Origin of the sequence: Bradyrhizobium sp. SZCCHNGR1005 (assembly GCF_032489995.1) — a bacterium.
Taxonomy (GTDB): Bacteria; Pseudomonadota; Alphaproteobacteria; order Rhizobiales; family Xanthobacteraceae; genus Bradyrhizobium.
The window spans coordinates 72266-96948 of the sequence record NZ_JAUEZC010000004.1; the positions used below are offsets into that span (position 1 = coordinate 72266).

General features: G+C 64.0%; 29 protein-coding genes. 13 read left to right on the forward strand and 16 right to left on the reverse strand.

Features of this window, described 5'->3' with window-relative positions; translation table 11 throughout:
* Positions 1-115: 115 nt before the first annotated feature.
* The 3 genes from QXZ85_RS18050 to QXZ85_RS18060 all read left to right on the forward strand — a co-directional run bounded on the left by QXZ85_RS18050 (position 116) and on the right by QXZ85_RS18060 (position 2403).
* Complete coding sequence (locus QXZ85_RS18050) at positions 116-1444, forward strand: patatin-like phospholipase family protein (protein WP_315744424.1); 1329 nt, start codon at positions 116-118, stop codon at positions 1442-1444.
* Positions 1441-1737: a hypothetical protein gene (locus QXZ85_RS18055; RefSeq protein WP_316174574.1), complete on the forward strand. Its 297-nt coding sequence runs from the start codon at positions 1441-1443 to the stop codon at positions 1735-1737. The genes QXZ85_RS18050 and QXZ85_RS18055 overlap by 4 nt, the downstream gene beginning before the upstream one ends.
* Before the next feature lie 237 nt (positions 1738-1974).
* Complete coding sequence (locus tag QXZ85_RS18060; protein WP_315744425.1) at positions 1975-2403, forward strand: ATP-binding protein; 429 nt, start codon at positions 1975-1977, stop codon at positions 2401-2403.
* Between the two features lie 27 nt (positions 2404-2430).
* Here the strand turns inward: QXZ85_RS18060 and QXZ85_RS18065 are convergent, their stop codons facing one another.
* The 4 genes from QXZ85_RS18065 to radA form a co-directional block, all read right to left on the reverse strand.
* Positions 2431-3174 carry an SDR family NAD(P)-dependent oxidoreductase gene (locus QXZ85_RS18065; RefSeq protein WP_315704231.1) on the reverse strand — a complete coding sequence of 248 codons (744 nt, stop codon included), beginning with the start codon at positions 3172-3174 and terminating at the stop codon, positions 2431-2433.
* 193 nt (positions 3175-3367) lie between these two features.
* Positions 3368-4891: an amidophosphoribosyltransferase gene (purF, locus tag QXZ85_RS18070; RefSeq protein ID WP_315704230.1), complete on the reverse strand. Its 1524-nt coding sequence runs from the start codon at positions 4889-4891 to the stop codon at positions 3368-3370.
* 56 nt (positions 4892-4947) lie between these two features.
* The gene (locus QXZ85_RS18075; RefSeq protein ID WP_315704229.1) at positions 4948-5574 is read right to left on the reverse strand and encodes a CvpA family protein; all 627 of its coding nucleotides are present in this window, start codon (positions 5572-5574) and stop codon (positions 4948-4950) included.
* Between the two features lie 174 nt (positions 5575-5748).
* Positions 5749-7224, reverse strand: a complete 1476-nt coding sequence (gene radA / locus QXZ85_RS18080; RefSeq protein WP_315761732.1) for a DNA repair protein RadA — start codon at positions 7222-7224, stop codon at positions 5749-5751.
* A 282-nt stretch (positions 7225-7506) separates the two neighbouring features.
* Between radA and QXZ85_RS18085 the strand changes: the two genes are divergently transcribed.
* Both QXZ85_RS18085 and QXZ85_RS18090 read left to right on the forward strand, forming a co-directional pair.
* Positions 7507-7995: a hypothetical protein gene (locus QXZ85_RS18085; RefSeq protein ID WP_315704227.1), complete on the forward strand. Its 489-nt coding sequence runs from the start codon at positions 7507-7509 to the stop codon at positions 7993-7995.
* A 187-nt stretch (positions 7996-8182) separates the two neighbouring features.
* Positions 8183-8476 (forward strand): hypothetical protein, encoded by a 294-nt coding sequence (locus QXZ85_RS18090; protein ID WP_315704226.1) that lies wholly within the window; start codon positions 8183-8185, stop codon positions 8474-8476.
* Positions 8477-8525: 49 nt separating this feature from the next.
* Here QXZ85_RS18090 and QXZ85_RS18095 read toward each other — a convergent pair whose 3' ends face one another.
* Complete coding sequence (locus QXZ85_RS18095) at positions 8526-9497, reverse strand: helix-turn-helix domain-containing protein (protein WP_315766659.1); 972 nt, start codon at positions 9495-9497, stop codon at positions 8526-8528.
* A gap of 106 nt (positions 9498-9603) precedes the next feature.
* Here QXZ85_RS18095 and QXZ85_RS18100 point away from each other — a divergent pair, with 106 nt between their 5' ends.
* The gene (locus QXZ85_RS18100) at positions 9604-10329 is read left to right on the forward strand and encodes an alpha/beta hydrolase (protein WP_315766647.1); all 726 of its coding nucleotides are present in this window, start codon (positions 9604-9606) and stop codon (positions 10327-10329) included.
* Between the two features lie 131 nt (positions 10330-10460).
* Here the strand turns inward: QXZ85_RS18100 and QXZ85_RS18105 are convergent, their stop codons facing one another.
* Positions 10461-11231 (reverse strand): exodeoxyribonuclease III, encoded by a 771-nt coding sequence (locus QXZ85_RS18105; protein ID WP_315807335.1) that lies wholly within the window; start codon positions 11229-11231, stop codon positions 10461-10463.
* A gap of 39 nt (positions 11232-11270) precedes the next feature.
* Between QXZ85_RS18105 and QXZ85_RS18110 the strand changes: the two genes are divergently transcribed.
* Both QXZ85_RS18110 and QXZ85_RS18115 read left to right on the forward strand, forming a co-directional pair.
* On the forward strand, positions 11271-11498 hold the full coding sequence (locus QXZ85_RS18110; RefSeq protein WP_315704221.1) for a cysteine rich repeat-containing protein: 228 nt from the start codon (positions 11271-11273) through the stop codon (positions 11496-11498).
* Between the two features lie 316 nt (positions 11499-11814).
* Positions 11815-12030 carry a hypothetical protein gene (locus QXZ85_RS18115; protein ID WP_315744518.1) on the forward strand — a complete coding sequence of 72 codons (216 nt, stop codon included), beginning with the start codon at positions 11815-11817 and terminating at the stop codon, positions 12028-12030.
* 194 nt (positions 12031-12224) lie between these two features.
* Here QXZ85_RS18115 and QXZ85_RS18120 read toward each other — a convergent pair whose 3' ends face one another.
* Positions 12225-12434, reverse strand: coding sequence for a cold-shock protein (locus QXZ85_RS18120; RefSeq protein WP_315704220.1), 210 nt, complete (start codon positions 12432-12434; stop codon positions 12225-12227).
* 253 nt (positions 12435-12687) lie between these two features.
* Positions 12688-12849, reverse strand: coding sequence for a hypothetical protein (locus QXZ85_RS18125; RefSeq protein WP_315744520.1), 162 nt, complete (start codon positions 12847-12849; stop codon positions 12688-12690).
* A gap of 644 nt (positions 12850-13493) precedes the next feature.
* On the opposite strand from QXZ85_RS18125, the gene QXZ85_RS18130 reads away from it, so the two are divergent.
* Both QXZ85_RS18130 and QXZ85_RS18135 read left to right on the forward strand, forming a co-directional pair.
* Entirely contained in the window at positions 13494-13676 is a 183-nt protein-coding gene (locus tag QXZ85_RS18130; protein WP_315767773.1) for a hypothetical protein, read from the forward strand.
* A gap of 91 nt (positions 13677-13767) precedes the next feature.
* Entirely contained in the window at positions 13768-14067 is a 300-nt protein-coding gene (locus tag QXZ85_RS18135) for a hypothetical protein (RefSeq protein ID WP_315767774.1), read from the forward strand.
* A 273-nt stretch (positions 14068-14340) separates the two neighbouring features.
* Here QXZ85_RS18135 and QXZ85_RS18140 read toward each other — a convergent pair whose 3' ends face one another.
* Positions 14341-14535 (reverse strand): hypothetical protein, encoded by a 195-nt coding sequence (locus QXZ85_RS18140; protein ID WP_315767775.1) that lies wholly within the window; start codon positions 14533-14535, stop codon positions 14341-14343.
* A gap of 224 nt (positions 14536-14759) precedes the next feature.
* On the opposite strand from QXZ85_RS18140, the gene QXZ85_RS18145 reads away from it, so the two are divergent.
* Positions 14760-15689 (forward strand): alpha/beta hydrolase, encoded by a 930-nt coding sequence (locus tag QXZ85_RS18145; RefSeq protein WP_315767776.1) that lies wholly within the window; start codon positions 14760-14762, stop codon positions 15687-15689.
* 259 nt (positions 15690-15948) lie between these two features.
* Here the strand turns inward: QXZ85_RS18145 and QXZ85_RS18150 are convergent, their stop codons facing one another.
* The 4 genes from QXZ85_RS18150 to QXZ85_RS18165 form a co-directional block, all read right to left on the reverse strand.
* Positions 15949-16179 carry a hypothetical protein gene (locus tag QXZ85_RS18150; protein WP_315767777.1) on the reverse strand — a complete coding sequence of 77 codons (231 nt, stop codon included), beginning with the start codon at positions 16177-16179 and terminating at the stop codon, positions 15949-15951.
* A gap of 594 nt (positions 16180-16773) precedes the next feature.
* Positions 16774-17967: an alanine racemase gene (gene alr / locus QXZ85_RS18155; protein WP_315767778.1), complete on the reverse strand. Its 1194-nt coding sequence runs from the start codon at positions 17965-17967 to the stop codon at positions 16774-16776.
* 45 nt (positions 17968-18012) lie between these two features.
* Positions 18013-19515 carry a replicative DNA helicase gene (locus QXZ85_RS18160; RefSeq protein ID WP_315767779.1) on the reverse strand — a complete coding sequence of 501 codons (1503 nt, stop codon included), beginning with the start codon at positions 19513-19515 and terminating at the stop codon, positions 18013-18015.
* 279 nt (positions 19516-19794) lie between these two features.
* The gene (locus QXZ85_RS18165; protein ID WP_315767920.1) at positions 19795-19917 is read right to left on the reverse strand and encodes a hypothetical protein; all 123 of its coding nucleotides are present in this window, start codon (positions 19915-19917) and stop codon (positions 19795-19797) included.
* A 102-nt stretch (positions 19918-20019) separates the two neighbouring features.
* Between QXZ85_RS18165 and QXZ85_RS18170 the strand changes: the two genes are divergently transcribed.
* On the forward strand, positions 20020-20271 hold the full coding sequence (locus QXZ85_RS18170) for a hypothetical protein (protein WP_315767781.1): 252 nt from the start codon (positions 20020-20022) through the stop codon (positions 20269-20271).
* Here QXZ85_RS18170 and QXZ85_RS18175 read toward each other — a convergent pair whose 3' ends face one another.
* Positions 20272-21522: a cyclopropane-fatty-acyl-phospholipid synthase family protein gene (locus QXZ85_RS18175; protein ID WP_316174575.1), complete on the reverse strand. Its 1251-nt coding sequence runs from the start codon at positions 21520-21522 to the stop codon at positions 20272-20274. It lies immediately after the preceding gene.
* Between the two features lie 422 nt (positions 21523-21944).
* Between QXZ85_RS18175 and QXZ85_RS18180 the strand changes: the two genes are divergently transcribed.
* A complete protein-coding gene (locus tag QXZ85_RS18180; RefSeq protein WP_315704214.1) occupies positions 21945-22856 on the forward strand; it encodes a hypothetical protein in 912 nt (303 codons plus the stop codon).
* Positions 22857-22954: 98 nt separating this feature from the next.
* Here the strand turns inward: QXZ85_RS18180 and rplI are convergent, their stop codons facing one another.
* Positions 22955-23551, reverse strand: a complete 597-nt coding sequence (gene rplI, locus QXZ85_RS18185; protein WP_315704213.1) for a 50S ribosomal protein L9 — start codon at positions 23549-23551, stop codon at positions 22955-22957.
* A 42-nt stretch (positions 23552-23593) separates the two neighbouring features.
* Entirely contained in the window at positions 23594-24577 is a 984-nt protein-coding gene (locus tag QXZ85_RS18190) for a DUF2232 domain-containing protein (protein ID WP_315704212.1), read from the reverse strand.
* Between the last annotated feature and the right edge of the window lie 106 nt (positions 24578-24683).

The window sequence follows — 24683 nt, forward strand, 5'->3', positions numbered from 1 at the left end:
TTCCGTGTCCTCTAATCTAGAGAATTTGATCTAACTTTAGTGGACGTGGGCGGGAAGTTGTGGAACATTATTAGAGTAGTTTATCTAGGAATGAGCGGCCAAGGTATCCAGGGGTATGATGCGTCTCGACCTGATGTCGCGGGGCTTTCCTGCGTTGGCCACGCCCAGGGGGGCGATAGGCGCGACCGCGCCCGGGCGAGAGGTATCGTTCCGCAGCCGCGCGGCGCAACTGTTTCGGATCGCCGGGGCGATCTTGGCGTCCGCCCAGCTCGCGGCCTGCGCCGCGCTCATGCCCCGCACTGCGCCGCCGGAGATGGCTTCCGGCCACCTCGATCCGGTCGGCTTCCGAGACGTCCGGTATTGGGGCGATGAGGCGACGCCGGCATTTGCCGACACGCTCGTGCAACGCGCCTCCGCGAATGCCCTGGCGTCGCGGCAGCTCAACTTCCTCGCGATCTCCGGCGGCGCGGAGAATGGCGCGTTCGGCGCGGGCCTTCTGGTCGGCTGGAGCGAGTCCGGTAAGAGGCCGTTGTTCGACATGGTGACCGGGGTGAGCTCGGGTGCGCTGATTGCGCCGTTCGTGTTTCTCGGCCGCGAGCGCGACGACAAGCTGCGCGAGATCTTCACCACCTATGGCCGGAAGGACATCTTCACGGTCAACGTCTCCGGACTGCTGCAGGGAGCGGCACTGGCCGACAATGCGCCGCTCTCGAACCTGATCGAGAAATATGTCGATCGCGACTTCCTGCGCGATGTCGCCCGCGAGAGTAGCAAGGGGCGTGTCCTGCTGATCGGGACGACCGACCTCGATGCCCAGCGGCCGGTGCTGTGGGATATGGGCCGAATCGCTGCGGTCGATACGCCCGAGGCGATCGCGCTGTTTCGCCAGGTGCTGCTGGCCTCGGCTACCGTGCCCGGTGCGTTCGCACCGGTGCGCATCAAGGTTCGCATCGGCGACAAGGATTATGACGAGCTTCATGTCGATGGCGGCGTCACCCGGCAGGTCTTCATCGGCCCGTCGATCCAGCGCCTGATTGCGAGCCAGCGGGCCGGGCGCGCATCGCGCGGCGCGCGGCTGTTCGTCATTCGCAACGCTCGCATCGACCCGCAATGGGAGAACGTCGGTGCCGACATGCTCTCGGTCACGCAGCGCTCGCTGTCCACCCTGATCAAGAACCAGGGCATCGGAGATCTTTACCGCATCTACTCCATCACCAAATTCAACGGCGTTGATTTCAATCTCGCCAGCATCCCGGACGATTTTACGGTGCAGGCAGATGGACCGTTCGACCGGGCCTATATGGGCGCGCTGTTCGATCGCGGTTACCAGATGGGCAGACGCGGCTATCCCTGGACGAAGAGCCCGCCCGGGCTGCCAGGGGCGGGGCGCACGCTCGGTATCGCGGAGCTTCATCCGGCCGATGTGGGAGCAGCGGTGCGATGATCGTCCGCATCGAGATGTCGCGGATTGAAGCGGCGGCGGTCGGACGCCGCGCGCGTGCAGCGGCGGCCTGGCTGATCGCCGCACTGTCGCTTGCCGGCTGCGCGTCCTCGGGCGTGATGCCGTCGGAGGCCGAGCGGTTCGGCAATACTTACAACTATCTTCCCGTGAACGACGTGCCCCGTGACGAACAGCGTCCGGTGTTGACGTGGGAGGAGCAGGAGAAACTGCGCAAGGAGCTGGTGGCGGCGCGCGATCATCAGACGCCGGCCAACGCCAGGCAGGACAGGAAGTAGCCATGCGCGGCCTCCCGCTGATGCCCCTGCGCGTTCGGATCATGTGCACTCCTGGGAAGGCAAGCTTCAACGGCCTCGCCGAATGGAGACCATGGTGACTGCTCTGACTCTGTCGCAGCCTGATGAGAGGCGGTGGCGTTTACAGCCATCGGTGGCGTGGACGGATCGACGTCATGGGCGACGGCGATCAGCATCGGCTGTGTGATCCCGGCGGCAACATCATGGTGTTGACCGCCGATGCGTGACTCCGAGCTGATCCCAGCAGCCGGCGGTGTGCCGGACTCCGTCGCCAAGCCGCGTCGCTCCAAGCGAGCCAATCCGGCCAAGGTGCGCAAGGCCGCGCGGCATCCCGACCGTCCGGGGACCGAATGCCAGGCCATGCCCGGCGCCTACGTCCCCGTTGTCGATCGCAATCGATGCGAGGCTAAAGGCGATTGTGTCGAGGTCTGTCCCTACGACGTATTCGACGTTACGGCGATCGAGCCGGCCGACTTCCGCGCGCTGTCCTTCGTCGGCCGCCTGCGCGTTCGGGTTCACGGCATGAAGACGGCCTATACGCCGCGCAGCGACCGCTGCCTGGCCTGCGGCCTGTGCGTCGTTGCCTGCCCGGAGCGCGCGATCAGCCTCGTCAAGGTCGCGGCCGGCGAGGACGAGGACGCCAAGTAGCCGTCGAAGTTGCCGCCCTGCAACTGCTCAGGCCGGCGGCTGGAAGTTCTTCAGCGTGCGGCTCTTGTAGTCGTAGAGCTTGCCGGTCTCGGTCCAGCTTGGCAGGCACATCGGCACGATGAATTCGGCGACCTGCTCGGGCGTGTCGAGCGTGTCAGGATCTTCGCCGGGAAACACCGTAGCGCGCATGCGGGTGCGGATCGGTCCCGGGCTGAACAGATTGACGCGCAGCGGCGTGCGCTCGGTCTCGTGAGCCCACACCCGCGCCAAGGTCTCCAGCGCGGCCTTGCTGGCGGCGTAAGGGCCGAGATAGGCCGATGCCTTGTGCGCGGCACCGGAGGTCACGAAGAGGGCGCGGCCGGCGTCGGAGACCTTCAAGAGCGGCTCCATGCAGCGGATCAGCTGGAAATTGGCGGTCGCATTGACCGCGACCGCATCGTTCCAGGCCTTCAGGTCGATATGACCGAGCGGCGAGGAGGGGCCGGGCACGCCGGCATTGCCGACGAGAATATCGAGCTTGCCGTGGCGCTCGTGCAGCGCCGCGCCGAGCCGCGCGATGCCGTCGGTGTCGGTCATGCTCATCGGCACCAGCGTGGCGCCGTTGCCGGTCTCCTTCCGGATCTCGTCGTCGAGCTCCTCGAGCCCGCCTTGGGTGCGCGCGACGGCGACGATATGCGCGCCGGCGCGGGCCAGAGCGCGCGCGGTGGCATAGCCGATGCCGCGCGAGGCGCCGGTGACGAGGGCGATACGGGAGGCGAGGGGGAGGGACATGGCTGTTTCCGCGTCTTGGTTGGCGCGGTTTTACAGACGTGACCGGCTAGGACAAGCCCATAGGCATAACGGCCGTCATTCCGGGGCGATGCGAAGCATCGAACCCGGAATCCCGATCGTAATGGGCACGGATAAAAAAGCTCGAGATCCCGGGTTCACGGCCTGCGGCCTCGCCCCGGGATGACGCTGCGCGTCAGCTCGCCTCAGCCAGCAGCGACAGCTGCCGCGGCTGCGGCTCCACCAGGGCCTGGTCGGTGAGGTGGGTCGGATAGCTGCCGGTGAAGCAGTGGTCGGAGAATTTCGGGCTGGCCGGGTCGCGCGCGGGCTCGCCCATGGCGCGGTACATGCCGTCGATCGACAGGAAGGCGAGCGAGTCGGCGCCGATCAGCTCGCGCATCTCCTCCAGCGAATGGGTCGCAGCGAGCAGGCCGCCGCGGTCCGGCAGGTCGATGCCGTAATAGTCGGGATAGAGGATCGGCGGCGAGGCCAGGCGGAAATGCACTTCCGTCGCGCCTGCGTCGCGCATCATGCGCACGATCTTCTTCGAGGTGGTGCCGCGCACCAGCGAGTCGTCGATCAGGATGATGCGCTTGCCCGCGATCGCGGCCTTGTTGGCCGAGTGCTTCATGCGCACGCCGGATTCGCGGATGCTCTGGGTCGGCTGGATGAAGGTGCGGCCAACATAATGGTTGCGGATGATGCCGAGCTCGAACGGCACGCCGGAATGCTGGCTGTAGCCGAGCGCGGCCGGCACGCCGGAATCCGGAACCGGCACCACGACGTCGACATCGACATGGCTTTCGCGGGCAAGCTGGGCGCCGAACGCCTTGCGCACCTCGTAGACGGAGCGGCCGCCGACGATGGAATCGGGGCGGGCGAAATAGATGTATTCGAACACGCAGGGCCGCGCCGGTTTCGGCGGGAACGGCTTGTGGCTGTGCATACCTTGCTCGTCGAAGATCACGACTTCGCCGGGCTCGACGTCGCGGATGTAGCGCGCGCCGATCATGTCGAGCGCGCAGGTCTCGGAGGCCAGGATCGGGCAGCCCTCGAGCTCGCCATAGACCAGCGGGCGGATGCCGAGCGGATCGCGCGCGCCGATCAGCTTCTTGTTGGTCATGCAGACCAGCGAATAGGCGCCCTCGATGGCGCGCAGCGCCTCGATGAAGCGGTCGATGAAATTGGTGCGGCGGGAATGCGCGACCAGATGCAGGATCACCTCGGTGTCCGTGGTCGACTGCATGATGGCGCCGGCGCGCACCAGCTCGCGGCGTAAGGTCAGGCCGTTGGTGAGGTTGCCGTTGTGGCCGACCGCAAAGCCGCCGGCGTTGAGCTCGGCGAACAGCGGCTGCACGTTGCGCAGGATGGTGGCGCCGGTCGTGGCATAGCGCACATGGCCGATCGCGACATTGCCGGGCAGGCGCTCGATCACCTCGCGGCGGGAGAAGGTATCGCCGACCAAGCCGAGCCGTCGTTCGCTGTGGAAGCGGGAGCCGTCATAGGAGACGATGCCGGCGGCCTCCTGGCCGCGATGCTGAAGCGCGTGCAGGCCGAGCGCGGTGATCGCGGCGGAGTCGTCGTGCCCATAAATGCCGAACACGCCGCACTCCTCGCGCAGCGTGTCTCCATCTAGGTCGGGGTCTCGTAGGTAGGGGGGAGGTCCAAAGTCCAGATCCGCTTGTTGGGCTTCGCCGGAAGAATCGTGGTTCTGGTCCATCGCGCCTCTCTTCTGGGTCTCGTTCACATGCCGCCTTGCTAGGCGAGGCCTCGGCCTCACTTGGCCGCGGGCTTCTCGATCAGCTTTTTCAAGCTGTCGCGGGCAGGCTTTGAGTACCCATCACCGCCTGCTGCTGGCGGCTCGGTGTCAGTCTGGTCGTCTTCCGGCTTGTTCTTCTTGAATTTCTTTAAAATGGTGTTCTCGGGGTCGTCAGGCAAGAGCGACATCAGCCAATCCCCGGTTCCCTGCAGGACGACGCGGGATTTTGCACCGGTGACCCAATCGGGCCGCTGCTTTTCCGGCACCAGCCAGCTGAAGAACAGGAATGCGACCACCACGATCAGAAGGCCGCGGCCCAGTCCGAACAGGAATCCGAGCGTGCGGTCGAGCGCACCGATTCGCGAATCCAGGATCATGTCGGAGATGCGGACCGTGATGATCGACACCACGATCAGGGTACCGATGAAGGTACCGGCGACCACGACCACGCTCGCGACCGTGTCGTTGTTGAAATAGGTCTTCGCGGTCGGCAGCAGCTTCGAGAATGAATAAAGCGTTACCAACGCGGCGGCGCCCCAGGCCGCGATCGACAGTACCTCGCGCATGAAGCCGCGGACCATCGCGAGCAGTCCCGAAATCAGCATGACGCCGAGCAGGATGAGATCGAGGATCGTTATCGGCATCGGCTGGTCAGGTCCGCTTCACTGGTCAAAGGTCGTCTTCCGAATCGGCGGCACGGCCATGCTCTCTTGGGAGAGCGGGCGGTTCCCCGACAAGGCCGCAAGGTGGCACGATCCTGTGGGTAGCCCCGGTTGCGGGGTTGTATAGCGGCGAGTCACGGGAACGTCACGATGCGGCTAGCCGTCCTGGCGGCGGAATCTCGCTGGTGTGGCATTTTTTTCCGTAAGCTTACGGCCATTCTCCTGCCTCGCGCCGTCTGGTCGGCCCCGTGGAACGCCGCGCGCGGCGATTTCGGCGACCAGGGACGTCAACCCGCCAACGGTGTTGAGACTAAGGCCGGCATCGCCGCCGATCTCGCCGCGCGCCTGTTCGGGCAGCACCACCCGGCCGAAGCCGAGCTTGGCAGCTTCCTTCAGACGCGCCGAGGTCTGTGCCACCGGTCGCACCGCGCCGGACAGCGAGATCTCACCGAAATAGACCGCGTCCGGCGGCAAGGGCGCATTGACCAGCGAAGAGACCAGCGCGGCGGCCGCGGCGAGATCCGCGGCGGGCTCATGGATGCGCAAGCCGCCGGCGACATTGAGATAGACATCATGGCCGGACAGCTTGACCCCGCAATGGGCCTCCAGCACCGCCAACACCATCGACAGCCGGCTCGGGTCCCAGCCGACCACGGCGCGGCGCGGCGTGCCGAGCGAGGTCGGCGCCACCAGCGCCTGCATCTCGACCAGCACCGGACGGGTGCCTTCGATGCCGGCAAACACGGCGGTGCCGGGGCTGCCGAGATCGCGCTCGGACAGGAACAGCTCCGAGGGGTTGGTAACCTCGCGTAGGCCAAGACCGGTCATCTCGAACACGCCGATCTCGTCGGTCGGGCCGAAACGGTTCTTCACCGCGCGCAGGATCCGGAACTGCTGCGAGCCTTCACCCTCGAACGACAGCACCGCGTCGACCATGTGCTCGACCACCCGGGGCCCGGCGATCTGGCCATCCTTGGTGACATGGCCGACCAGGATGATCGCCGCGCCCGACTTCTTGGCGAAGCGGATCAGGGCCTGTGCGGAGGCGCGGACCTGGGTCACGGTACCGGGGGCGGACTCCACCGTGTCCGTCCACATGGTCTGGATCGAGTCGATCACGATCAGCCGCGGCACCGTGCCTTCGGACAGCGTGGAGATGATATCCTCGACCGAGGTTTCCGAGGCGAGCTGCACCGGCGCGTCCGCCAGCCCCAAGCGCTCCGCGCGCAGCCGCACCTGCGCCACCGCTTCTTCGCCGGAGATATAGACGGCACGGTGGCCGGCGCGGGCCAGCATGGAGGTCGCCTGCGTCAGAAGCGTCGATTTGCCGATGCCGGGATCGCCGCCGACCAGCAGCACCGAGCCGCGCACGAACCCGCCGCCGGTAACGCGATCGAGCTCGGTCATGCCGGAGGAGAGGCGGGGAGCGTCCAGGCTCTTGCCGGATAGGCTTTCGAGCTGGAAGTGCCGGCCCTTGCGCTTGGAGCGCAGCGAGACCGGCGCCGAGGTCGCGCCCGTGGTGTCCTCTTCGGCCAGCGTGTTCCACTCGCCGCAGGCCTCGCATTTGCCTTGCCAGCGCGAATAGGCCGCGCCGCAGTTCTGGCAGACAAAGGACAGTGCGTTCTTGGCCATGAAGGGAAGGGAATCGTTAGCGGGAGGATCGGGACCACGTCTTAGCATAATTGGGTGCCGCGGCCGGGCTATTCCAGCAGCTTCTGCGGCGCGCAGCGGCGATGTGCGGCGCGGCTCGTCTTCCCGTAGCGCCACGCCCATCGAGAAATCGAAGGTTGTGAGCTGCGTCACACTCGCCAAGCCGGATTTGCGCCAGATTAGGTTTCCGTGAACGGACCTCGGTTGGCGGCAATCGGCGGCCACCTGTTGCGCGCTACTTGCCAAGACGCGGAGAGCGCAGTCATGGCCCATGCACATCTCTCTTCCCCCAAGCTTTCTTCCCCCAAGGCGCAGTCGCGCATGACGACGCGGGGATTGCTGGCGATCCTTGCCGCCGCGGCCACGACCGTGTTGGCCGCCATCGGAGCGGTGAACAGCGCGCTTCCCGCGGTCTCGAATGTCGGCGAGGCCGTGCTCAAGACGCTGAACATTCCGGCCTGCCTGTCTTACGCCGATGTCTATGCCGGCACCCAAAGCAGTTTCAGGAAACAAGGGCAGATCTGGCGCGAATACCCGCGCAACTCGGCGGCGTTCAGCTACGAGTTCAAGGAGATCAGGCGCACGCGCGATGAGATCCTGCTGTTGAACGCGACGCCGCGGCCCGACGTTCCGGATGCGGCAAGCCTCGTCGTCCATCTGCCGGTGTGTGGCGGCACCGCGGTCCTGACCGAGGGATTGCCCGAGCGGTCGACCAATCTGGAGCAGGTCTGGCCCGACAGCCGAAGTGCGTGATGCTGGCGCCGGATACCGGACCGGGCACCGGGCGCGGCGGTGTCGCGTGGGCTTCAGACCGGTGCGATCGGCATGGTTAATGGCAAGTGCCAAGGGTTGCGAAAAAGCCTGCCTCTGAACGTGCCGGCTGTTAGAGTTTCAGGCCCATGCTGTCACGTCAGTTCCTCGGACTTTGGAGCCGCACACGATGGACGATAATCCTTCTGGCGCGCCGGACAGCAGCGCGCCGCTCACGGACAGCTTCCCCTGGTTTGCGGGGGCGCTGCTCGCGATGGAGGCGGCTGAGGTGATCCGACTGCGGCTCGAGAAATTCGCGCGCTGCGACGCCGATACCGGCGAAGAGGCCGAGCTGATGGTGACCGAGAAGATCGTCGCTGCGCTGGAAGCCACCGCCGAGCTGATGGCCGGCGCGAGCCCCGCTGTGGTCGTCGACCGCTACCGCGAGCACGTCGCCGCCAACGCCAAGCGGCTGACGGCGTGATCTGTGCCCTGCGCGCGTCCTCGGATGCCGCCGCGGCCGATCAGTTGAACTACTTCCCCTCCCGCCAGTCGCGCGGCCGCACGCCGAAGCGATGCTTGAACCGGCGCGTGAAATGGGAGAGGTCGGCAAAGCCCCAGTCGAAAGCGATGCTGCCGATGTCGCGACGGGTGTGAGCGGGGTCGCGCAGCTCCGCCGCGACGCCGTCGAGACGTCGCTCCATCACGAATTCGGAGAAGCTTGTGCCGGCCCGCGCGAGCAGCTTGTGCACATAGCGTTCGCTGATCCCGACCGAAGTGGCAATGCTGGCGACGGTCAGGCGCGGCTCGCGCAGCCGCTCATGGATGGCGCGGCGCAATGCCAGCGCGGTCGCGTCCGCGAAGGAGCTTGCTTCGCGCGCGTTGCCACGGCTGCGGCGCGCCAGAGCCAATGCGACGAGATCGAGCAGCACGCCGAACAGAGCCGCCGCGTCCGCCGGCGGCATGCGCAGGGCATTGGCGTTCAAGGATCGCGCGCTCTCCACGATCAGTGTCCCGAGCGCAGGATCGTCGGACACACGCGTCGGCGGGACGGATCCCGACGGTCCCAACCGATCGTTTAGGGCCTCGGCGGGGACCTTGAACGAGGCGACGCCGAGGACCGGTCCGCGATCATGGATCAGCGTGAACGGCCGGTCGCTGTCGAAGATGCCGACCTGCCCGGAGGAGAGGCTGAGCTCGTGACTGTCCTGCAGGATGCGGCAGCGGCCCGCGAGCTTGAGATTCAGGTAGAAGCAGCGCCGGCTGGACGCGGCGATGTCGGATGGCAGCCGCCGCACGGTATGCTCGGGAAAGGTGACCCGGTTTACGGCACCGTCGCCGAACTGCACATTCTCGACACGCGCCGGGAAGGCGGCCCCCTTCGGCCACTCCGGCGTGAGATTCATGAAAGCTTGGCAGATCGCCTCGCGGTAGAATGAGAACTGCTCGGCCGGCCTGACCGCCTCGGTATTCCAGCTCCGCTGTAGCGCCTGCACACCCGGCACCAGTTCGCTCCCAAGCCAATTGGGTTCAGTTCCAGCCAAGCGCGGCATCCGCCGCTGCGCCACACTGGCTGCTCAGCTGTCAAATATCCTGCAAAGGAAACCGACCATGTCAATCTACGTCCTGGTCCACGGCGCCTGGCACACGGGTGCAGAGTTTGAGCCGGTTGCGGCGCATATTCGTGCTGCGGGCCACACCGTGCATCTGCCAACCATCAGGGGTAATCGGCCCGGCGACCCGAAGACGATCTGCCTCGACGAGGCGATCCAATCCATCGTCGATGACCTCGCCGAGAAGGACCTCAACGAGATCATTCTGATGGGCCATTCCTATGGCGGTATGATCATCACCGGGGTCGCCGATCGCGTGCCGGCGCGAATCCGCAGGCTGGTCTACTGGAACGCTTTCGTTCCCAATGACGGCGAGTCACTCAACGACATGGTGCCGCCGCATTATGTTGCGCTGTTCGACGCGATCAGCGCCGAGCGCGGCGACGGCTCTGTGGTTCTGCCGTTTCCGGTCTGGCGCGAGGCCTTCATCAACGACGCCGATCTCGCGACTGCCACCCGCGCCTATGAGGTGCTCAATCCGCATCCGAACAAGACCTTCACGGACAAGATCGGACTGCGCACCAACCCGGCAGAGATGAGCATCGCCAAGTCCTACATCAACTGCACAGAGGATACCGCGCTGCCACACAGCCTGCCATGGCATCCGCGGCTATCGAGCAAGCTTGGGCTATTCCGACTGGTGCAAGTCCCCGGCAGTCACGAGCTTTGCTTCTCCGATCCGGCGCGGCTCGCGCAGGCGATCATGGACGCCGGACGGGACTAGAGCACGATCCGGAAAAGTGGAAACCGGTTTTCCCTCGCGACAAACGCCATAGGCGTTTGTGCGGCGATCATGCGCAATCAAACAGATGAGATCATGATGCGATTCTTCCTAATCGCATCATGATCTCAGCGCTACTTCAGCACGACCCATGCCGGCGCGTGATCGCTGGCGCCGTCTTCGCCACGCACCGCGCGGTCCACGCCGGCCTTGAGCAGGCGTGGCACAAGCTGCGGGCTCAAGAGCAGATGATCGAGACGCAGGCCGGCATCGCGCGGCCAGCGGTTGCGCTTGTAGTCCCAGAACGTGAACATCGGCTTGTCCGGATAGAGCTCGCGGATCGCATCGCACCAGCCCTGATCCACCAGCGCCTTGAACGCAGCGCGGCTCTTGGGCTGGATCAGCGCATCCTTGTCCCAGGATTTGGTCGGATAGATATCGAGCGGCGTCGGCGCGACATTGTAGTCGCCGGCCAGCACCACCGGCAGCTCGCTCTTGATGAGCTTGGCCGCGTGCCTGTGCAGACGCTTGAACCAGGCGAGCTTATAGTCGAATTTCGGACCGGGCTGCGGATTGCCGTTCGGCAGGTAGAGACAGCCGATGACGATGCCGCGCACCGCGGATTCGATATAGCGCGCATCGGTGTCCTTGGGGGTGCCGGGCAGGGCGGTGCGGGTCAGCACCGGCTCGGTCTTGCGCGCAAGGATGGCAACGCCGTTCCAGGTCTTCTGCCCGTGCCACACCGCTCGGTAGCCGGCCTTCTCGATCGCCTCGATCGGAAACGCCTCCTGAGTGCATTTGAGCTCTTGCAGGCAGACCACATCGGGCTTGGCGGTGCGGAGCCAGCGCAGCAAGTTGGGGAGCCGTCGCCCGATGTTGTTGATGTTGAAGGTGGCGATCTTCATGATGACGGGAGCAACGCAGCGGGCACCGGAAGGATTTTCATGTCAAAGCTCGGATACGGCGTTTTGGTCACTGCCCTGGTCGGCCTGTCGCAGGCCGCTGTCGCCCAGGCTCTGACCGAAGAGCAGAGGACGGCGTGCAAGGCAGACTACGAGAAATACTGCGCGACCGTCACCCCCGGCGGCGGCCGCATCATCGCCTGCTTGAACAAGCAGTACGCCCAGCTCGCTGACGGCTGCAAGAAGGTGCTCGACGCCAACAAGAAATAGCGCGGCGCGTCGGCGATGCCTGATCCGCTATGCCGTGGTGAGGCAGCGAGAGCGCAGCAGAGCGATCGCATCGGATTGGAGGCGGGGACTCTGGCGGGCCGACTGATGCGGCACGAGCGGTTCCACGCAAGGAACGAGCCGATAGCATTGAAAGCCGAGAGCTCTGCGGATGACGCTTCTCAGCAACAATGTCCACAAACTTTGCGCGCTCCCACCATTGTTAATTTGCGCGAGCCGCACGATTCAGGCGTCCTGGCAGCCGGTTCTGTGGGTGGGAGGACGACGTGCGATCGGCGCGGGGGCGCTGATTTTGGCGATGAGTTCGCAGGTGCAGGCGGCCAGCGAGCCGGGGCTCGTACAACGGATATCCTGTTCGGAGGTGCGATACTACGTCGAGAAATATACGGCGGCAGTCGCCGAAATGTACGCGCGTAGTCACGGTGCAACCGAGGCCCAGATCGATCGCGCGCGCCGATGTCTGGCGGGGAGCATCTACCGAAGGGCGGAGCGTTGGCGGACTTACACCGAGTAAGCTGTGCCGAGTGACAGCCTCAAGTTCTAAAATCGGATCAGGAGCGCGGTTGGCGGCTATATCCTTTATCAGCTTCTAGGAGGCGGCCGCCCGCCGTTCAAACCCCAAACCGTCCAAAACCAGAAACCCGCTCAACCCCAGGGGTTGAGCGGGCGTAACGCCTTCCAGTACATCCGTGGAAAGGCGCTGCTTTTTTATGCCAGCGAAAGATTGTCCGCGCTGACCTTACCGCGCATCCGATCGGACTTGATCTCGAAGGTCAGCTTCTGGCCCTCGGCCAGCCCGGAAAGCCCGGCGCGTTCGACCGCGCTGATGTGCACGAACACATCATTGCCGCCGTCGTTCGGCTGGATAAACCCGAAGCCCTTTTGGCCGTTGAACCACTTCACAGTACCCGTTGTCATTCTTTTCTCCAAAGCGCACACGCGCGTTCGTCGTGCGGTTATCGCGCGAACAAATTCAATTTCGACGATGTCTTTGGGAAAGGAGCCCGCGGGCGCATTCAACAAGGCACAGCGGCTGATCGAATAAATCTAATATATAGACGCATAACCGCATTGCAAGCAGGGACCGCAAATATAGTTATCATCGAGCGCTTCAAGCCCGTTGGATCGCGTTGCAGAAGGACTTGTTGCAGCGAGATTTGGGGGATCGACATCACGGTTTGCCCGGATCCTTGCTCGACGGTAACCACTCGAGCAATTCCAGCGCCGTCTCGATCTGCTCGAGTTGACGTTCGATTTCCTCGCGGTCGGGCTGTGCTGTGGCACTCTCAAGCTGCTCGAGCAGCTTCTGCCTTCGCATGAGCAGGTTTGCCACGGCTGACATGTCCGGCAACAGAGGCGGGCGCTACGAAGTTCCTAATTCCCGACGCGGACCCGCTTTTGCAAGTCATGGCTGGCTGGAGAATCGTCCGGCCAGCGCGGAAAGCCGACGATCATTCTGAAGCGGACCTGGTCGGACGACCCATGCCGAAGATAATAGCGTTGGTCGAGGCCGGCGCGGGGGCTCAATCCGGGAGAACTGAGAAGTCCTTGGACCTCTGATGTTCCGTGGCTTCAGAAAATCCCTCGGCTTCAAGACCACGCTTCAGCAATTCCCGGATCGCTGACGCTCTGCTCGGCATCCGCTTGGCAAAACGCCACGTATCGACAGCCCGAAGCTCCATCGCCGACAGCATGATTTGGAGGCGTTCGCCTCTGCTAAGCTGACCCATCCCCGATGATCCTCATCAGTAAGGCGTAAGATGCGTCACTTACTAACTAAGCGCATGAGGTACATTAACATAGGTTGGGTCACAATCCGCCGAATGTGGCGAAGTTGCTATTAAGTTGTTGAGCTAATTATTGTTTTGTTGATTTTGACTCTCCCGGCGCGCACGTTCCAAAAGATTGGACCGAGAGATGCGATGGTGAATCCGGCGCAGCCAAGGCCCAGAACGAATGGGCTTTTGAGGGAGCGTCATGGGAATTGAGCGCAGCTACTCACCCGAACATTTTCGCAAACGAGCCGAACAGTTCCGGGCCAAGGCGGAGAGCTCAGGTCAGGGCGAAACCAGAGACGCGCTGTTGAAGGCCGCAATGCGGTTCGATGAGCTTGCGCGTCGCGCCGAGAACGTCCGCAGCTTTGAGGACCTGGAAGAGTAGTCTTCTGGTCCGGATCAAACCTCGACGTACTCCGGAACGATCGTGAACGGGGCTCGTTGACTTGGCTCTTTGGCCAGGAAGATCCAACCGCATGAGAATGACGACCGTCACGTGGGCGCTGGGGACGGTGGTGGTGCTCAGTGCTGCAGCCGCCGCCAGCCCGCGAGTTGAGGCGCGAGTTGAGGTTCGACCTGCGCTGCACAGGCCGGTTTGGCGGCACAGGCTGGTCATCGTGCCCGTGGTGAGGCGAGATCCTTACTGGATTCCCGACTACAACATCGTTCCCCGTTATCGCTATCGTCCGGAGGACGACCGCGTCGACACCAGCCCCTACGCACCGCCCGTCGCGCCGGGCGATGTGGAGCCCGGCGGATTTGGCATCGGGCAGTAACGCTGATTTGGCAGAATGAGGAAGGTAGATTTGCAGCATATGTTGTAGCGCTGACGGCGATTAGATGCGTCGATAGTCGGGAAACAAGGCTCGTCCGCGATGCAATCCCAAAGGGCACCGTGGAGATCCCGTGTCCAAAGTGGACCTTGTGGCGTCTCAGCCGGATCGGCGAGCAGCCGGGCTGCCTTCACTTCGAACAGCCGGCGCTACCGCGTTCCTGCATCACCTCCGCCAAGTGGACTGCGGCCAGCATGGATCCAGGCATGCCCCACATCAGCTCCGAATTGGAGGTCCAGTATTCGCTTCCGCGCCCGCATGCACCAGATCGGCGAGGCTCGATGTGGGAGCAATGCGCATGGCGAGAAGTGCGGCGCTCACGTCCGCAAACAGCAGAGAGCCGTGTTTCGCATCATCGGTCGGCGAATTGCTTTGGAAGTGGGCAATCGCCCGCTCGAGGAGCTTGGGCATGACGGGACGAAATCCTCGGTGATGCCGGTCGCGCCAATCCGACATGCTGGCTTCCGCGGCAACTGACATCTGGCGCTGCCGTCAAACTACGCGGGCTCACTTTGCGATCGACGTCCGAATGCGCTATCCACTTCGAGGTGGGGTAGGAAGGGCATGGGCATGATGGGCTCTGTCGCTTGCGCCGGTTCCCGCCCGAAGGTTCGAACGGGAGCGGAAGGATTGGCATGAAACTTTCGCAGATCGATGTCGGCGGCGCAGAACTTCAGGTCGCAGAGACGGGCCACGGCCGCGCTGTCCTGTTCTGTCACGGCTTTCCCGCCATCTGGTCGGTATGGCGCTCACAGATGCTCGCATCGGCAGATGCCGGGTGGCGGGCGATCGCGCCCGACATGCGAGGCTATGGTGGCAGCAGCGCTCCAGCAAGTGCTGAGGCCTACACGCCGTTCGACACGGTCGGCGACCTCGTCGGCCTTCTGGACCGGCTGGAGATACCCTCGGCCGTGGTCGTCGGGCATGACTTTGGAGCCAATGTGGCGTGGAACGCCGCGATGATGCGTCCGGATCGCTTTTCGGCAGTGTTCGGCTTGAGCGCTCCATTCCGATCGCTTCGCGGCCCGAGCTTTCTTGAACAACTCCGACTTGCCGGAAAACACGACTTCTACATGTTCGCGCAGATGCGTCCTGAGGCTGAGGACGCATGGGCAGATGCGGCGACCACGATTCCGGGTGTTTACTATTGGACATCGGGCCAAGCACCTGATGAGACCCGCTGGGATCCCTTCGATCGAGCGAGAGGGTTGCTTCGGCGAGCGCCCGAACCGCTCCGGACGATCGATCCGACATACATCGCGGAGGCAATCAGCGCGTTCTCTCGAACAGGATTCCGAGGCGGTCTAAACTATTACCGTGCGATCGATCCGTTCTTTGCCCGCGCCCGTGCATTCGCGGGGGCCACGATTCGGCAGCCTTCCTACTTCCTGACCGGCTCAAAGGACGGTCTCAATCGCGTTTCGCAGCCAAGCGAGACCGCTCTCCGGGCTTCTCTCTCTGACCTGCGTGGTTTTCAGATGCTCGAAGGAGTTGGCCATTGGCCTCAACTCGAAGCCGAGGAACAGGTGAACGAGGCGCTGCTCTCTTTCCTGGCCGGGTTGTAGTTGTTCACCGCAGGGAGGGGGCGTTCCGCTTCAGGCAGCGAGCAGGTGCCTCGCATGAGTTGGCGATATGCGGGTCCTTCGCAGCTATGAGTGCATCCTTGCGCCGCCACGGCCCCGGATATCGCTGCGGCAAGTGATATTGGCGTGGCCGGCAACCCGGACATCGCTTCGCTCCTCCGGGCTAGGTCTGCTGTTCTGATCGGAGCGCTATCTTCGATTCCGTCATTGGAAAGCGTTCGATAAGACTTCGGCGGTGCGGTTAGCCAACCCCGCGAGCCCAAGCTTCCTTTTGATCGATTTCCGGCTGAAGGGACTCCAGCGCGGCTGCTTGCCAATGCCGCCTCAGTTCACCGAACGGCAGCGCGTCCGTCTCGTAGGCAATGCCAACGAGGGGCAGCAGATCGGCATCCCTTTCGTCATGTCGCGTGGTCGTCCAGACCGCCAGGATTTCCCGTTCGCCTTTGATGTAAGACAGCTTGGCGGCCAGCATGTCCTGCTCAAAAAGGTGCGCGCCAAAACACGAAGTTCGCGAGCGTTTTCAACATGACTCGGCCTGTCCAGATCTCCAGCGAAAAATATTCTTGTTTCGCAATTTCAGAAATCGTGGTTCTCTACCGGCAACCCGCCTCATGCAGAGGGGCGTACGCGTCGTCACGATACGTAGAGGCGGGCTGTGATGGACGCTTCGGGACCGTCAGACGAACGGTCTTCGAGGCGTACGGTCAAGTCGCGCGGTCCTGATACTCCGACGCTAGTATCAAGTTCGCGACGAGGCTCTGTCTCGCGCGGATGACGGTGGCCAGAAAGCCCGGCGCACCGGGGAGAACGCGAAGCAGCCGTTAAAACCGTCGCGCAGGGAAGGCCGGGATGTCTCGGCCGATCCTGTGGTGACTGCCGCCTGCTTTTTTTGTTGCAGGCGGGCCATGGGAGCGGCGAGCTCCCGGCCTTCCCTGCGCCCTCGCATTTGAAGAGGGTCATGAAGGATACATCCCTCGGGCGTCAGGCGCCGCGAGATCGCGCAGCTATGCCCGGTGACGATGACAGGATGAATGGCAGCTTCAATCGGCAGGAGGACGTGATGTTCTCACGCGCTCTGTGCCGCAGCCGGCTCACCCTTGTAGACGCGCGTATAGCGCTTGCCGAGGCTGGTCAACACCTCATAGCCGATGGTGCCGAAATGATGCGCGAGTTCGTCGACCGTGATGCCCTCGCCGAGCAGGGTGGCCATATGGCCGCGCTTGACGGTTTTCGGCGGCACATCGGTGATGTCGGCCGCGATCAGATCCATCGAGATGCGCCCGGCGATCGGGCAGCGCTTGCCGGCGATGATCACGTCGGCGCCGCGGGTGCCGTCGTTGGAGCCGGCGGCGCGGAAATAGCCGTCGGCATAACCCGCCGAGATCACCGCAATCCTGGTCGGGCGGCGCGCGGTCCAGGTGCCGCCGTAGCCGACGGTGTCGCCGCGCTCGAGTTCGCGGAGCTGAACGATGCGGGCCTTGATGTCCGCGACCGGCTGCATCGGGTTGTCGGCTTCGGGGGTCGGGTTGACGCCATAAAGCGCAGCGCCCGGCCGCACCAGATCGAACTGGAACTGTGCGCCGAGGAACGTGCCGGACGAATTGGCGAGCGAAGCCGGCACGCCGGTGAATTCACTGGCGATCTCACGGAAGGCAGCGAGCTGGCGTGCGTTGATGGGCGCCTGGAGCTGTTCGGCGGAGACGAGATGGCTCATCACCAGAGTGATGCCGTGGTCGCCGGCTCGGATCCGCGGCACGATGCTCTGCGCCTCGCCGATGGTGAGACCAAGCCGGTTCATGCCGGTGTCGATGTGGATGGCGGCGCCGCCGTTCCAGCCGGTGCGGCGGCAGAACATGTCCCACTCGGCGAGCTCATGAAGGTCGCCGATCACCGGCCGGCAATTGTATTTTGCGTACTCGTCGCCGGTGTTCTGGAAGAAGCCGTTGAGCACATAGAGCGCGGCCGCGTCGGGCAGCGCAGCGCGGGCAGCACGCGCCTCCGACAAAGTGGCGACGAAGAAGGTCTTGCAGCCGGCGGCGGCAAGCGCGCGTGCCACTGGCGCCGTGCCGCAACCATAGGCATCGGCCTTGATCAGGCCGGCGCATTCCGCGGGCACCGCGGTCTTCTCCAGCTTGCGCCAGTTCGCCGCCAGCGCATCGAGGCCGACGGTCAAAACGCCGGTGGCGCTGGGCGGCACGTGATCCGGTTCGAGCGCCGGCGCGTCCACGTCGCCAGCCGGTTTCGGGCTTGGAACTGTCATGGAGGGCTTTTACGCGCCGCAGCGTTCCCGTTCAACCGCGCAAGGTTAGTAATCGTGGCTGGGTGCCATGCCGTCATGAGCGAGGTCACCGAACCGCGTGACCGAGGCGTCGAAGTGCAATTCGACCGTGCCGGTGGGACCGTGACGTTGCTTGCCGATGATGACCTCGGCCTTGCCGAGAGCCAATTCCATTTCGGTCTGCCACTTGGCGTGTTCCTCGGTCCCCGGGCGCGGCTCCTTGGCGGCGAGATAATATTCTCCGCGGTAGACGAACAGCACGACGTCGGCGTCCTGCTCGATCGAGCCGGATTCACGCAGGTCGGAAAGTTGCGGGCGCTTGTCGTCGCGGTTCTCGACCTGGCGCGAGAGCTGCGACAGCGCGATGATGGGGACGTTGAGCTCCTTGGCCAGCGCCTTCAGGCTGGTGGTGATCTCGGTGATCTCCTGCACGCGGTTGTCATTGCCGCGCTTGCCGGAGCCGCTCAAGAGCTGGATGTAGTCGATGACCAGCAGGTCGAGCCCCTTCTGCCGCTTCAGCCGCCGCGCCCGGGCCATCACCTGCGAAATGGAGATGCCGCCGGTCTCGTCGACATAGAAGGGCAGGGACTGCAGCTCGATCGAACATTCCCGCAGTTTTTCGAAGTCGGCTTCGGTGATACCACCGCGGCGGATCAGGCTCGACGGGATGCCGCTGCGTTCGGCGACGATACGGGTGGCGAGCTGCTCGCCGCTCATTTCGCAGGAGAAGAACCCGACCACGCCGCCATTCACGGCCTTCATGGAGCCGTCGGGCTGCAGCTCGCCGCGATAGGCCTGCGCCACGTTGTAGGCGATGTTGGTGGCGAGCGAGGTCTTGCCCATGCCGGGACGGCCGGCCAGGATGATCAGGTCGGAGTGCTGCAGGCCGCCCATCTTGGCGTCGAGATCGCGCAGGCCGGTCGAGATGCCGGACAGCTTGCCGTCGCGCTGAAAGGCCTTGGCAGCCATGTCGATGGCGACGGTCAGCGCCTGGGAAAATTTCTGGAAGCCGCCATCGTAGCGGCCGGATTCCGCGAGCTCGTACAGCCTGCGCTCGGCATCCTCGATCTGGGTGCGGGGTGTGAAATCGACCGGCGCATCATAGGCGACGTTGACCATGTCCTCGCCGATGCCGATCAGGTCGCGGCGCAGCGACAGGTCGTAGATGGTGCGCCCATAATCCTGGGCGTTGATGATGGTGGTGGCTTCCGCCGCGAGCCGTGCCAGATACTGGCCGACCGTCATGCCGCCGATGTCGACATCCGCGGGCAGAAAGGTCTTGAGCGTCACGGGCGTGGCGATCTTGCCCATCCGGATCAGGCTGGAGGCCGTCTCGAAGATGGTCTGGTGAATCGGCTCGAAGAAATGCTTCGGCTCGAGGAAGTCGGAGACGCGGTAGAACGCGTCGTTGTTGACCAGGATGGCGCCCAGGAGACCCTGCTCCGCTTCGATATTGTGCGGTGCGCTTCGATAGGCTGGCGCCGAAGCGTCGGGAGACAGTTTCAGAACGTTCGAATCAGTGGCGGCCATGACAGCGTGTTTAACAGCTTTCGAGGGGAGGCGATAAAGCGCCCGTCCTCACCGAAGCGAAAGCGAAAGCTCGCCGATATTCACCGCCGGGTAATAGCAGTGGATGAATCCGGCTTCGCCGGATGCCAAGCTTGACCGGAGGAGGCCGAGGTAAGTTCCGCGCAATGCAGGAGCCGTCACGAGTTTGGGAATTGGTCCCGCCGATCTGAACCGGGAACGTTTCGCCCCGACCAAAGTTTGAAAGGTTTCGTTAACCTCGTGGCGGATCGTTCGGCCGGCTCAGACAAGCAGGAGATAGAGCAACGCGACGAGGGAAGCGCCCACGCCGGCTGCGATCAGCGCGTAATCGGTGCTGAAGTCGGTCTGGGGGTCCAGCATGGCCTGGTGCGTGTTCCGCGTCATTCCGCTGGCTTTACGGAAAGGCGCCGGCATTCTCTGTGAGCCAGTTCACACGGACCGGTATTTCTTTGGGAGCAGGGCGTTCCCGCGGGCAGGAGGCGGCAGATGAAGCGCCGATTTCGGAACTGGCGGTCGGAGCGGCAGAGCCGGAGCTGGCTGGCCCTGCTGGTGCGCACCTTCGATGACGTCGCGGAGTCCCGTGCCTCGGCCCAACCGGTCCCGACGCCGGAGGCGCTGCGGGCGCAACTGCTGCGCCCGCCGGCGGCGGCCCGGCTCGGCCGCGGTTCACTGCATCGGATTTTGGGCGGAACGAGCCCGCGAACTGCCGCACGCGGGACTTCCGGCGGGACGGTGTGACTATTCGCCGGCCATCTTGAGCACGGGGCGGCTGCCGCGCTCCCGCGCGCGCAAGCGGGCCTCTTCATGCGGGATGTAATCGCGGGTCATCGGCACGACGTCCTGCCGCTTCGTGAGCTGGATCTGGAAGTTCATCATGTTCTGCTTGCGAAAGGCCATTTCCGATGCGGCCAGGTAAAATTCCCACATCCGCGCGAACCGCTCGTCGTAGAGCTGCACCGCTTCTTCGCGCCGCGCCATGAAACGCTCCCGCCACGCCTTCAGCGTTTCGGCGTAATGAAGGCGGAGGATTTCGATGTCGCAGACCAGGAGCCCCGCGCGCTCGATCGCCGGCAGCACTTCCGACAATGCCGGGATATAGCCGCCGGGGAAGATGTATTTCGCGATCCACGGATTGGTGGCATCCGGTCCTTCGGAGCGGCCGATCGAATGCAGCACCATGACGCCATCGTCGGAGAGCAATTCGGCGCAGCGGCGGAAATAGGTCTCGTAGAAATCGACCCCGACATGTTCGAACATGCCGACCGAAGCGATGCGGTCGAACGGGCCGGGCACGTCGCGATAGTCCTGCAGGATGAAGCGGGCCCGGTCGCTCAGACTCTTCTCGGCCGCGCGGGCATTGGCCACCTGGACCTGCTCGGTCGACAGCGTCACACCGGTGACATCGACGCCGGCAGTCTCCGCAAGATACAGGCCGAGCCCGCCCCAGCCGCAGCCGATGTCGAGCACCCGGTCGCTCTTGTCGAGCAAGAGCTTCGCGGCGAGATGGCGCTTCTTGGCAAGCTGCGCGTCGTCGAGCGTCGTGTCCGGCGTCTCGAAATAGGCGCAGGAATATTGCTTATCGGCGTCGAGAAACAGCGAGTACAGCCGCCCGTCGAGATCGTAGTGATGCGCGACATTGGTACGGGAGCGGCCACGGAAGTTGAACTGCCCGAAGTGCCGGGTCAGATAGCGCAAGCACCACTGCAGTTTGGCCCAGCGCGGCAGCACGTCGGGCTGGTCCATCACGATCGCAAGCAGGTCGGCAATCGAGCCGCGCTCCATGACGAAGCTGCCGTCCATGTATATCTCGCCCAGCGCGAGCTCCGGGTTGGTGATCAACCTGCGTTGGGCTTGCCGGGTCAGAAACCGCGCAGCCACGGAGGCTTCTGCGGCATCGCCGCAGCGGAATCTGACGCCGTCCGCGGTCGTGAACTCGACCGAACCACGGCGGATGAAGCCCCTCAAGAGGCTACGCAACAAACGGTCCATCTACACCACCCAACGAGCTATCCCGTGAGATGCTGACTTTCCCGGCCGTCGCACTCGACGCGTTGGGAACCGATTGGTTCCCTTTCAACAGATTTTTATGATAGTAAGCTCCCAGTTCGGACGGTACTGCGTTGCAGACAAAGCGGATATTCCAAAAGTGACATTCGCCCGTACCGCATCTGCGCGCTTTCCTTCGCACGATATTGCGCTAAAAGGTGACGCCGCAAGCGCCGATGCGGCGCTCCGCGCTTATCGCTCCTCACGGCACGCGCATGTGAGGGATGAGGGATCGCCGGCAAAGACATGAATTTGAGGCGGTTTCGGATTTGATCTTCGCCATGATGGTGAGCGAAAGCACGGGCGCGACTATTCCCTTGAACGATCGCGAGGCGCGCGGTCGGGACCGCAGCTGGAGAACGAGAATGGTGGGCCGGGCGCTGGGTTTGGGCGCGGTGATGCTTACGCTCTGCATGGCAGGGCCGATACAGGCGCAGGAAAATCTCGAGGCTGGCAAGAGCCCGTCGCAGATCTTCGCCGGAACTTGCGTGGCTTGCCATAAGAGTCCGCGGGGCCTCGTGAAGAGCACTGCACCGGGATCGTTGCCGGGCTTCCTTCGTCAGCACTACACGACGAGTCCCGAGATGGCCGGCGTGCTCGCCAACTACCTGCTGTCGAACGGGGCAACCGACGCCCGCTACATGGGCAAAGGCAAGGACGGCAAGGAAGCAAAGCCGGATCCGAAACCGGAGTCTCGTTCGGAGACGGGACCGGGCGGCCCCGAACAAGCGCAACCTTCGCGGCGCGGGCGCCGACACCATCCGGCCGCCGCGTCGGAGGTGCGTGAAGCTGCTCCGGAATCCGAGGGAGCGGCTTCGCAAAACGAGCCGGCGCCGCGCAGCGGCCACCGCAAGCGCATGTCGCGGCATGGGGCTGCGACGCAGGCGGGGACCGATGCCGACGGTCAGCAGCCTGCGGCCGAACATCCCGCGGTCGAGGGCCGCAGGTCCGTCACCAAGCGGAAACACGGCAAGCCGTCCGGCGACGACGCTTCAAAGCCCGATGCATCGGCCGGGCAGCCGTCCGACGCTGCGCTGGAAGCTCCGAAGACGGAGCCGTCGCGGACTGAGAATACGGGGTCAGTGGATCGTGTGGAGACGCCGAAGGTTGAGGCGCCCGCGACCGAGAGCTCGAAGACAAGGGAGTCAGCCGTGCAGCCGGCCGATCCGGTGCCGCCGGCCGCTGCGCCGACGGTCACACAATCGATCCCGACTGCACCGCCGCCATCGAGCGCAGCGAGCGATCCGGCCGTCCCGTCATCGCCGGCCTCGCATTGAGGGCGTGGCCGTTGTCAGGCAAATATTAGCGATTACGCAGAACGTAAAAGAGCCCGGCCGTCGAGGCCGGGCTCTTGCTTTGACACGCTTTGAGAAAACTATGACGCGGACTCGCCGGCCGGGACAACATCCTCTTGCTGGGCTTCCGGATCGAAGAACTCGCCGGCGGCCGCTAGCGCTTCGGCCGCTGCATCGAGATCCTCCTGGCGCGTCGAGATGTCTTCACCGCGCTTGATCCGCTCGGCTTCGTCGGCGCTGCGAGCCACGATCACGGTGATCGATGCCTCGACTTCCGGGTGAACAGCGATCGTCACCTTCTGCAGACCGATCGCCTTGATCGGAGCGTCGAGCCAGACCTGCGGGCGGCTGACGGTGATGCCATCCGCGTCAAGCGCCACAACGATGTCGCGCACGGAGACCGAGCCGAACAGCTGGCCGGCTTCGGAGGCCTGGCGGATGATGATGATGTCGCGCCCGTCAATCTTCTCGGCGACTTTGCTCGCTTCCGACTTGGCCTTGATGTTGTTGGCCTCAAGCTCGGCCTTCATGCCCTCATACTTGGCTTTGTTCTCGGCCGTCGCACGAAGCGCCTTCTTGCGCTTCAAGAGGAAGTTGCGGGCAAAGCCGTCCTTCACCTTTACGATCTCGCCCATCTGGCCGAGCTTGGCGACGCGTTCCAACAAAATGACGTCCATCGGTATTCTCCTTGTCGTACTGTTCAGGTTCGAGGGTTGAAGTTAGGGGACTGGCAAAGGTGGCGGCCGGCGCTGCCAAAATCGCTGGCGTAGCCCAAATGCAAGATCGGCGAGGCCGAGCACGGCTAATGCGCAAAACAATATCGGCCAGATCGGTGTGAAGATGAGCGCGTAGATCAGGCCGAGCCAGAGCGGACGGGCGCTCCAGGTGAGCGACAGCGTATGGAGCACTGCAAGACCGGTCAGCGCATAGGCCGCCAGGAGCACCGACGTGACGATCGTTGCGATGATCGCGACCAGACCTCCGACAAAACTGAAGCCGATCGCCGCAAACAGTGCAGCGACCGTCAGCGGCGGCAAGGCGACGCTGCGGAGGTCGGGCCAGGGACGACGGAGCAGGCCGGAGGTCGCGGCGATCTTGGCGGCCAGCCATAGGTTCACGGTCAAAGTCGCCGTGGCAAAGATAGCGGCAAAGGCCGGCGCGACCTTGATCAGCGCATCGATCCATTGATCGGCATCTGCCGATATCGGCGAATCCGCCGCGCTTGCGACGCGCGAGAGCGCCCGGTGCAAGGTGCCGGTGATTGTCGCGGCGTCGCTACCGAGTGTGAGCAGGGCGGCAAAAGTCGTCAGTGAAGCAACCCCGGCGATCCAAAGCAGGATGCGCTCGATCGGGTACCATTGAAAGGCGGCTGCAGCGTCTGCCGGCTGAAGTGGCGCCCCAGGGGCATGGTTGTCGGCCGGACGTCCGAGCAGGGCAAGATGGCCGAGCCACCACGCCGGCAACGCCACCGCGATGGAAAAAGCAATGCAGTAGGAGAAGCTGACCGCTGCGCCGAGGCAAGTCGCGGCCGCAATGCCGCCAATCGCGGCGTAAAGCGGGCCCCAGGCGATCGCCGCAACCATCAGGGGCAGCGGAGCCAGGCAATAGAGCACGAGCGAGATCAGCGCGCCCGAAATGATCGAGGCGAACATCAAGGCCGACGCAGCGCCGGCCGCAAGCGCAATGGCGAACAGTCCAATCATCAGCTGTCCCGCTCCTTTCGAGCGGTTAGAGGTCAGCTTGACCCCAACCATCGGCGACCGGACGATCCGGAAGCCTTATGAGCAAGTGAGATGCAGTCGGCAGCCT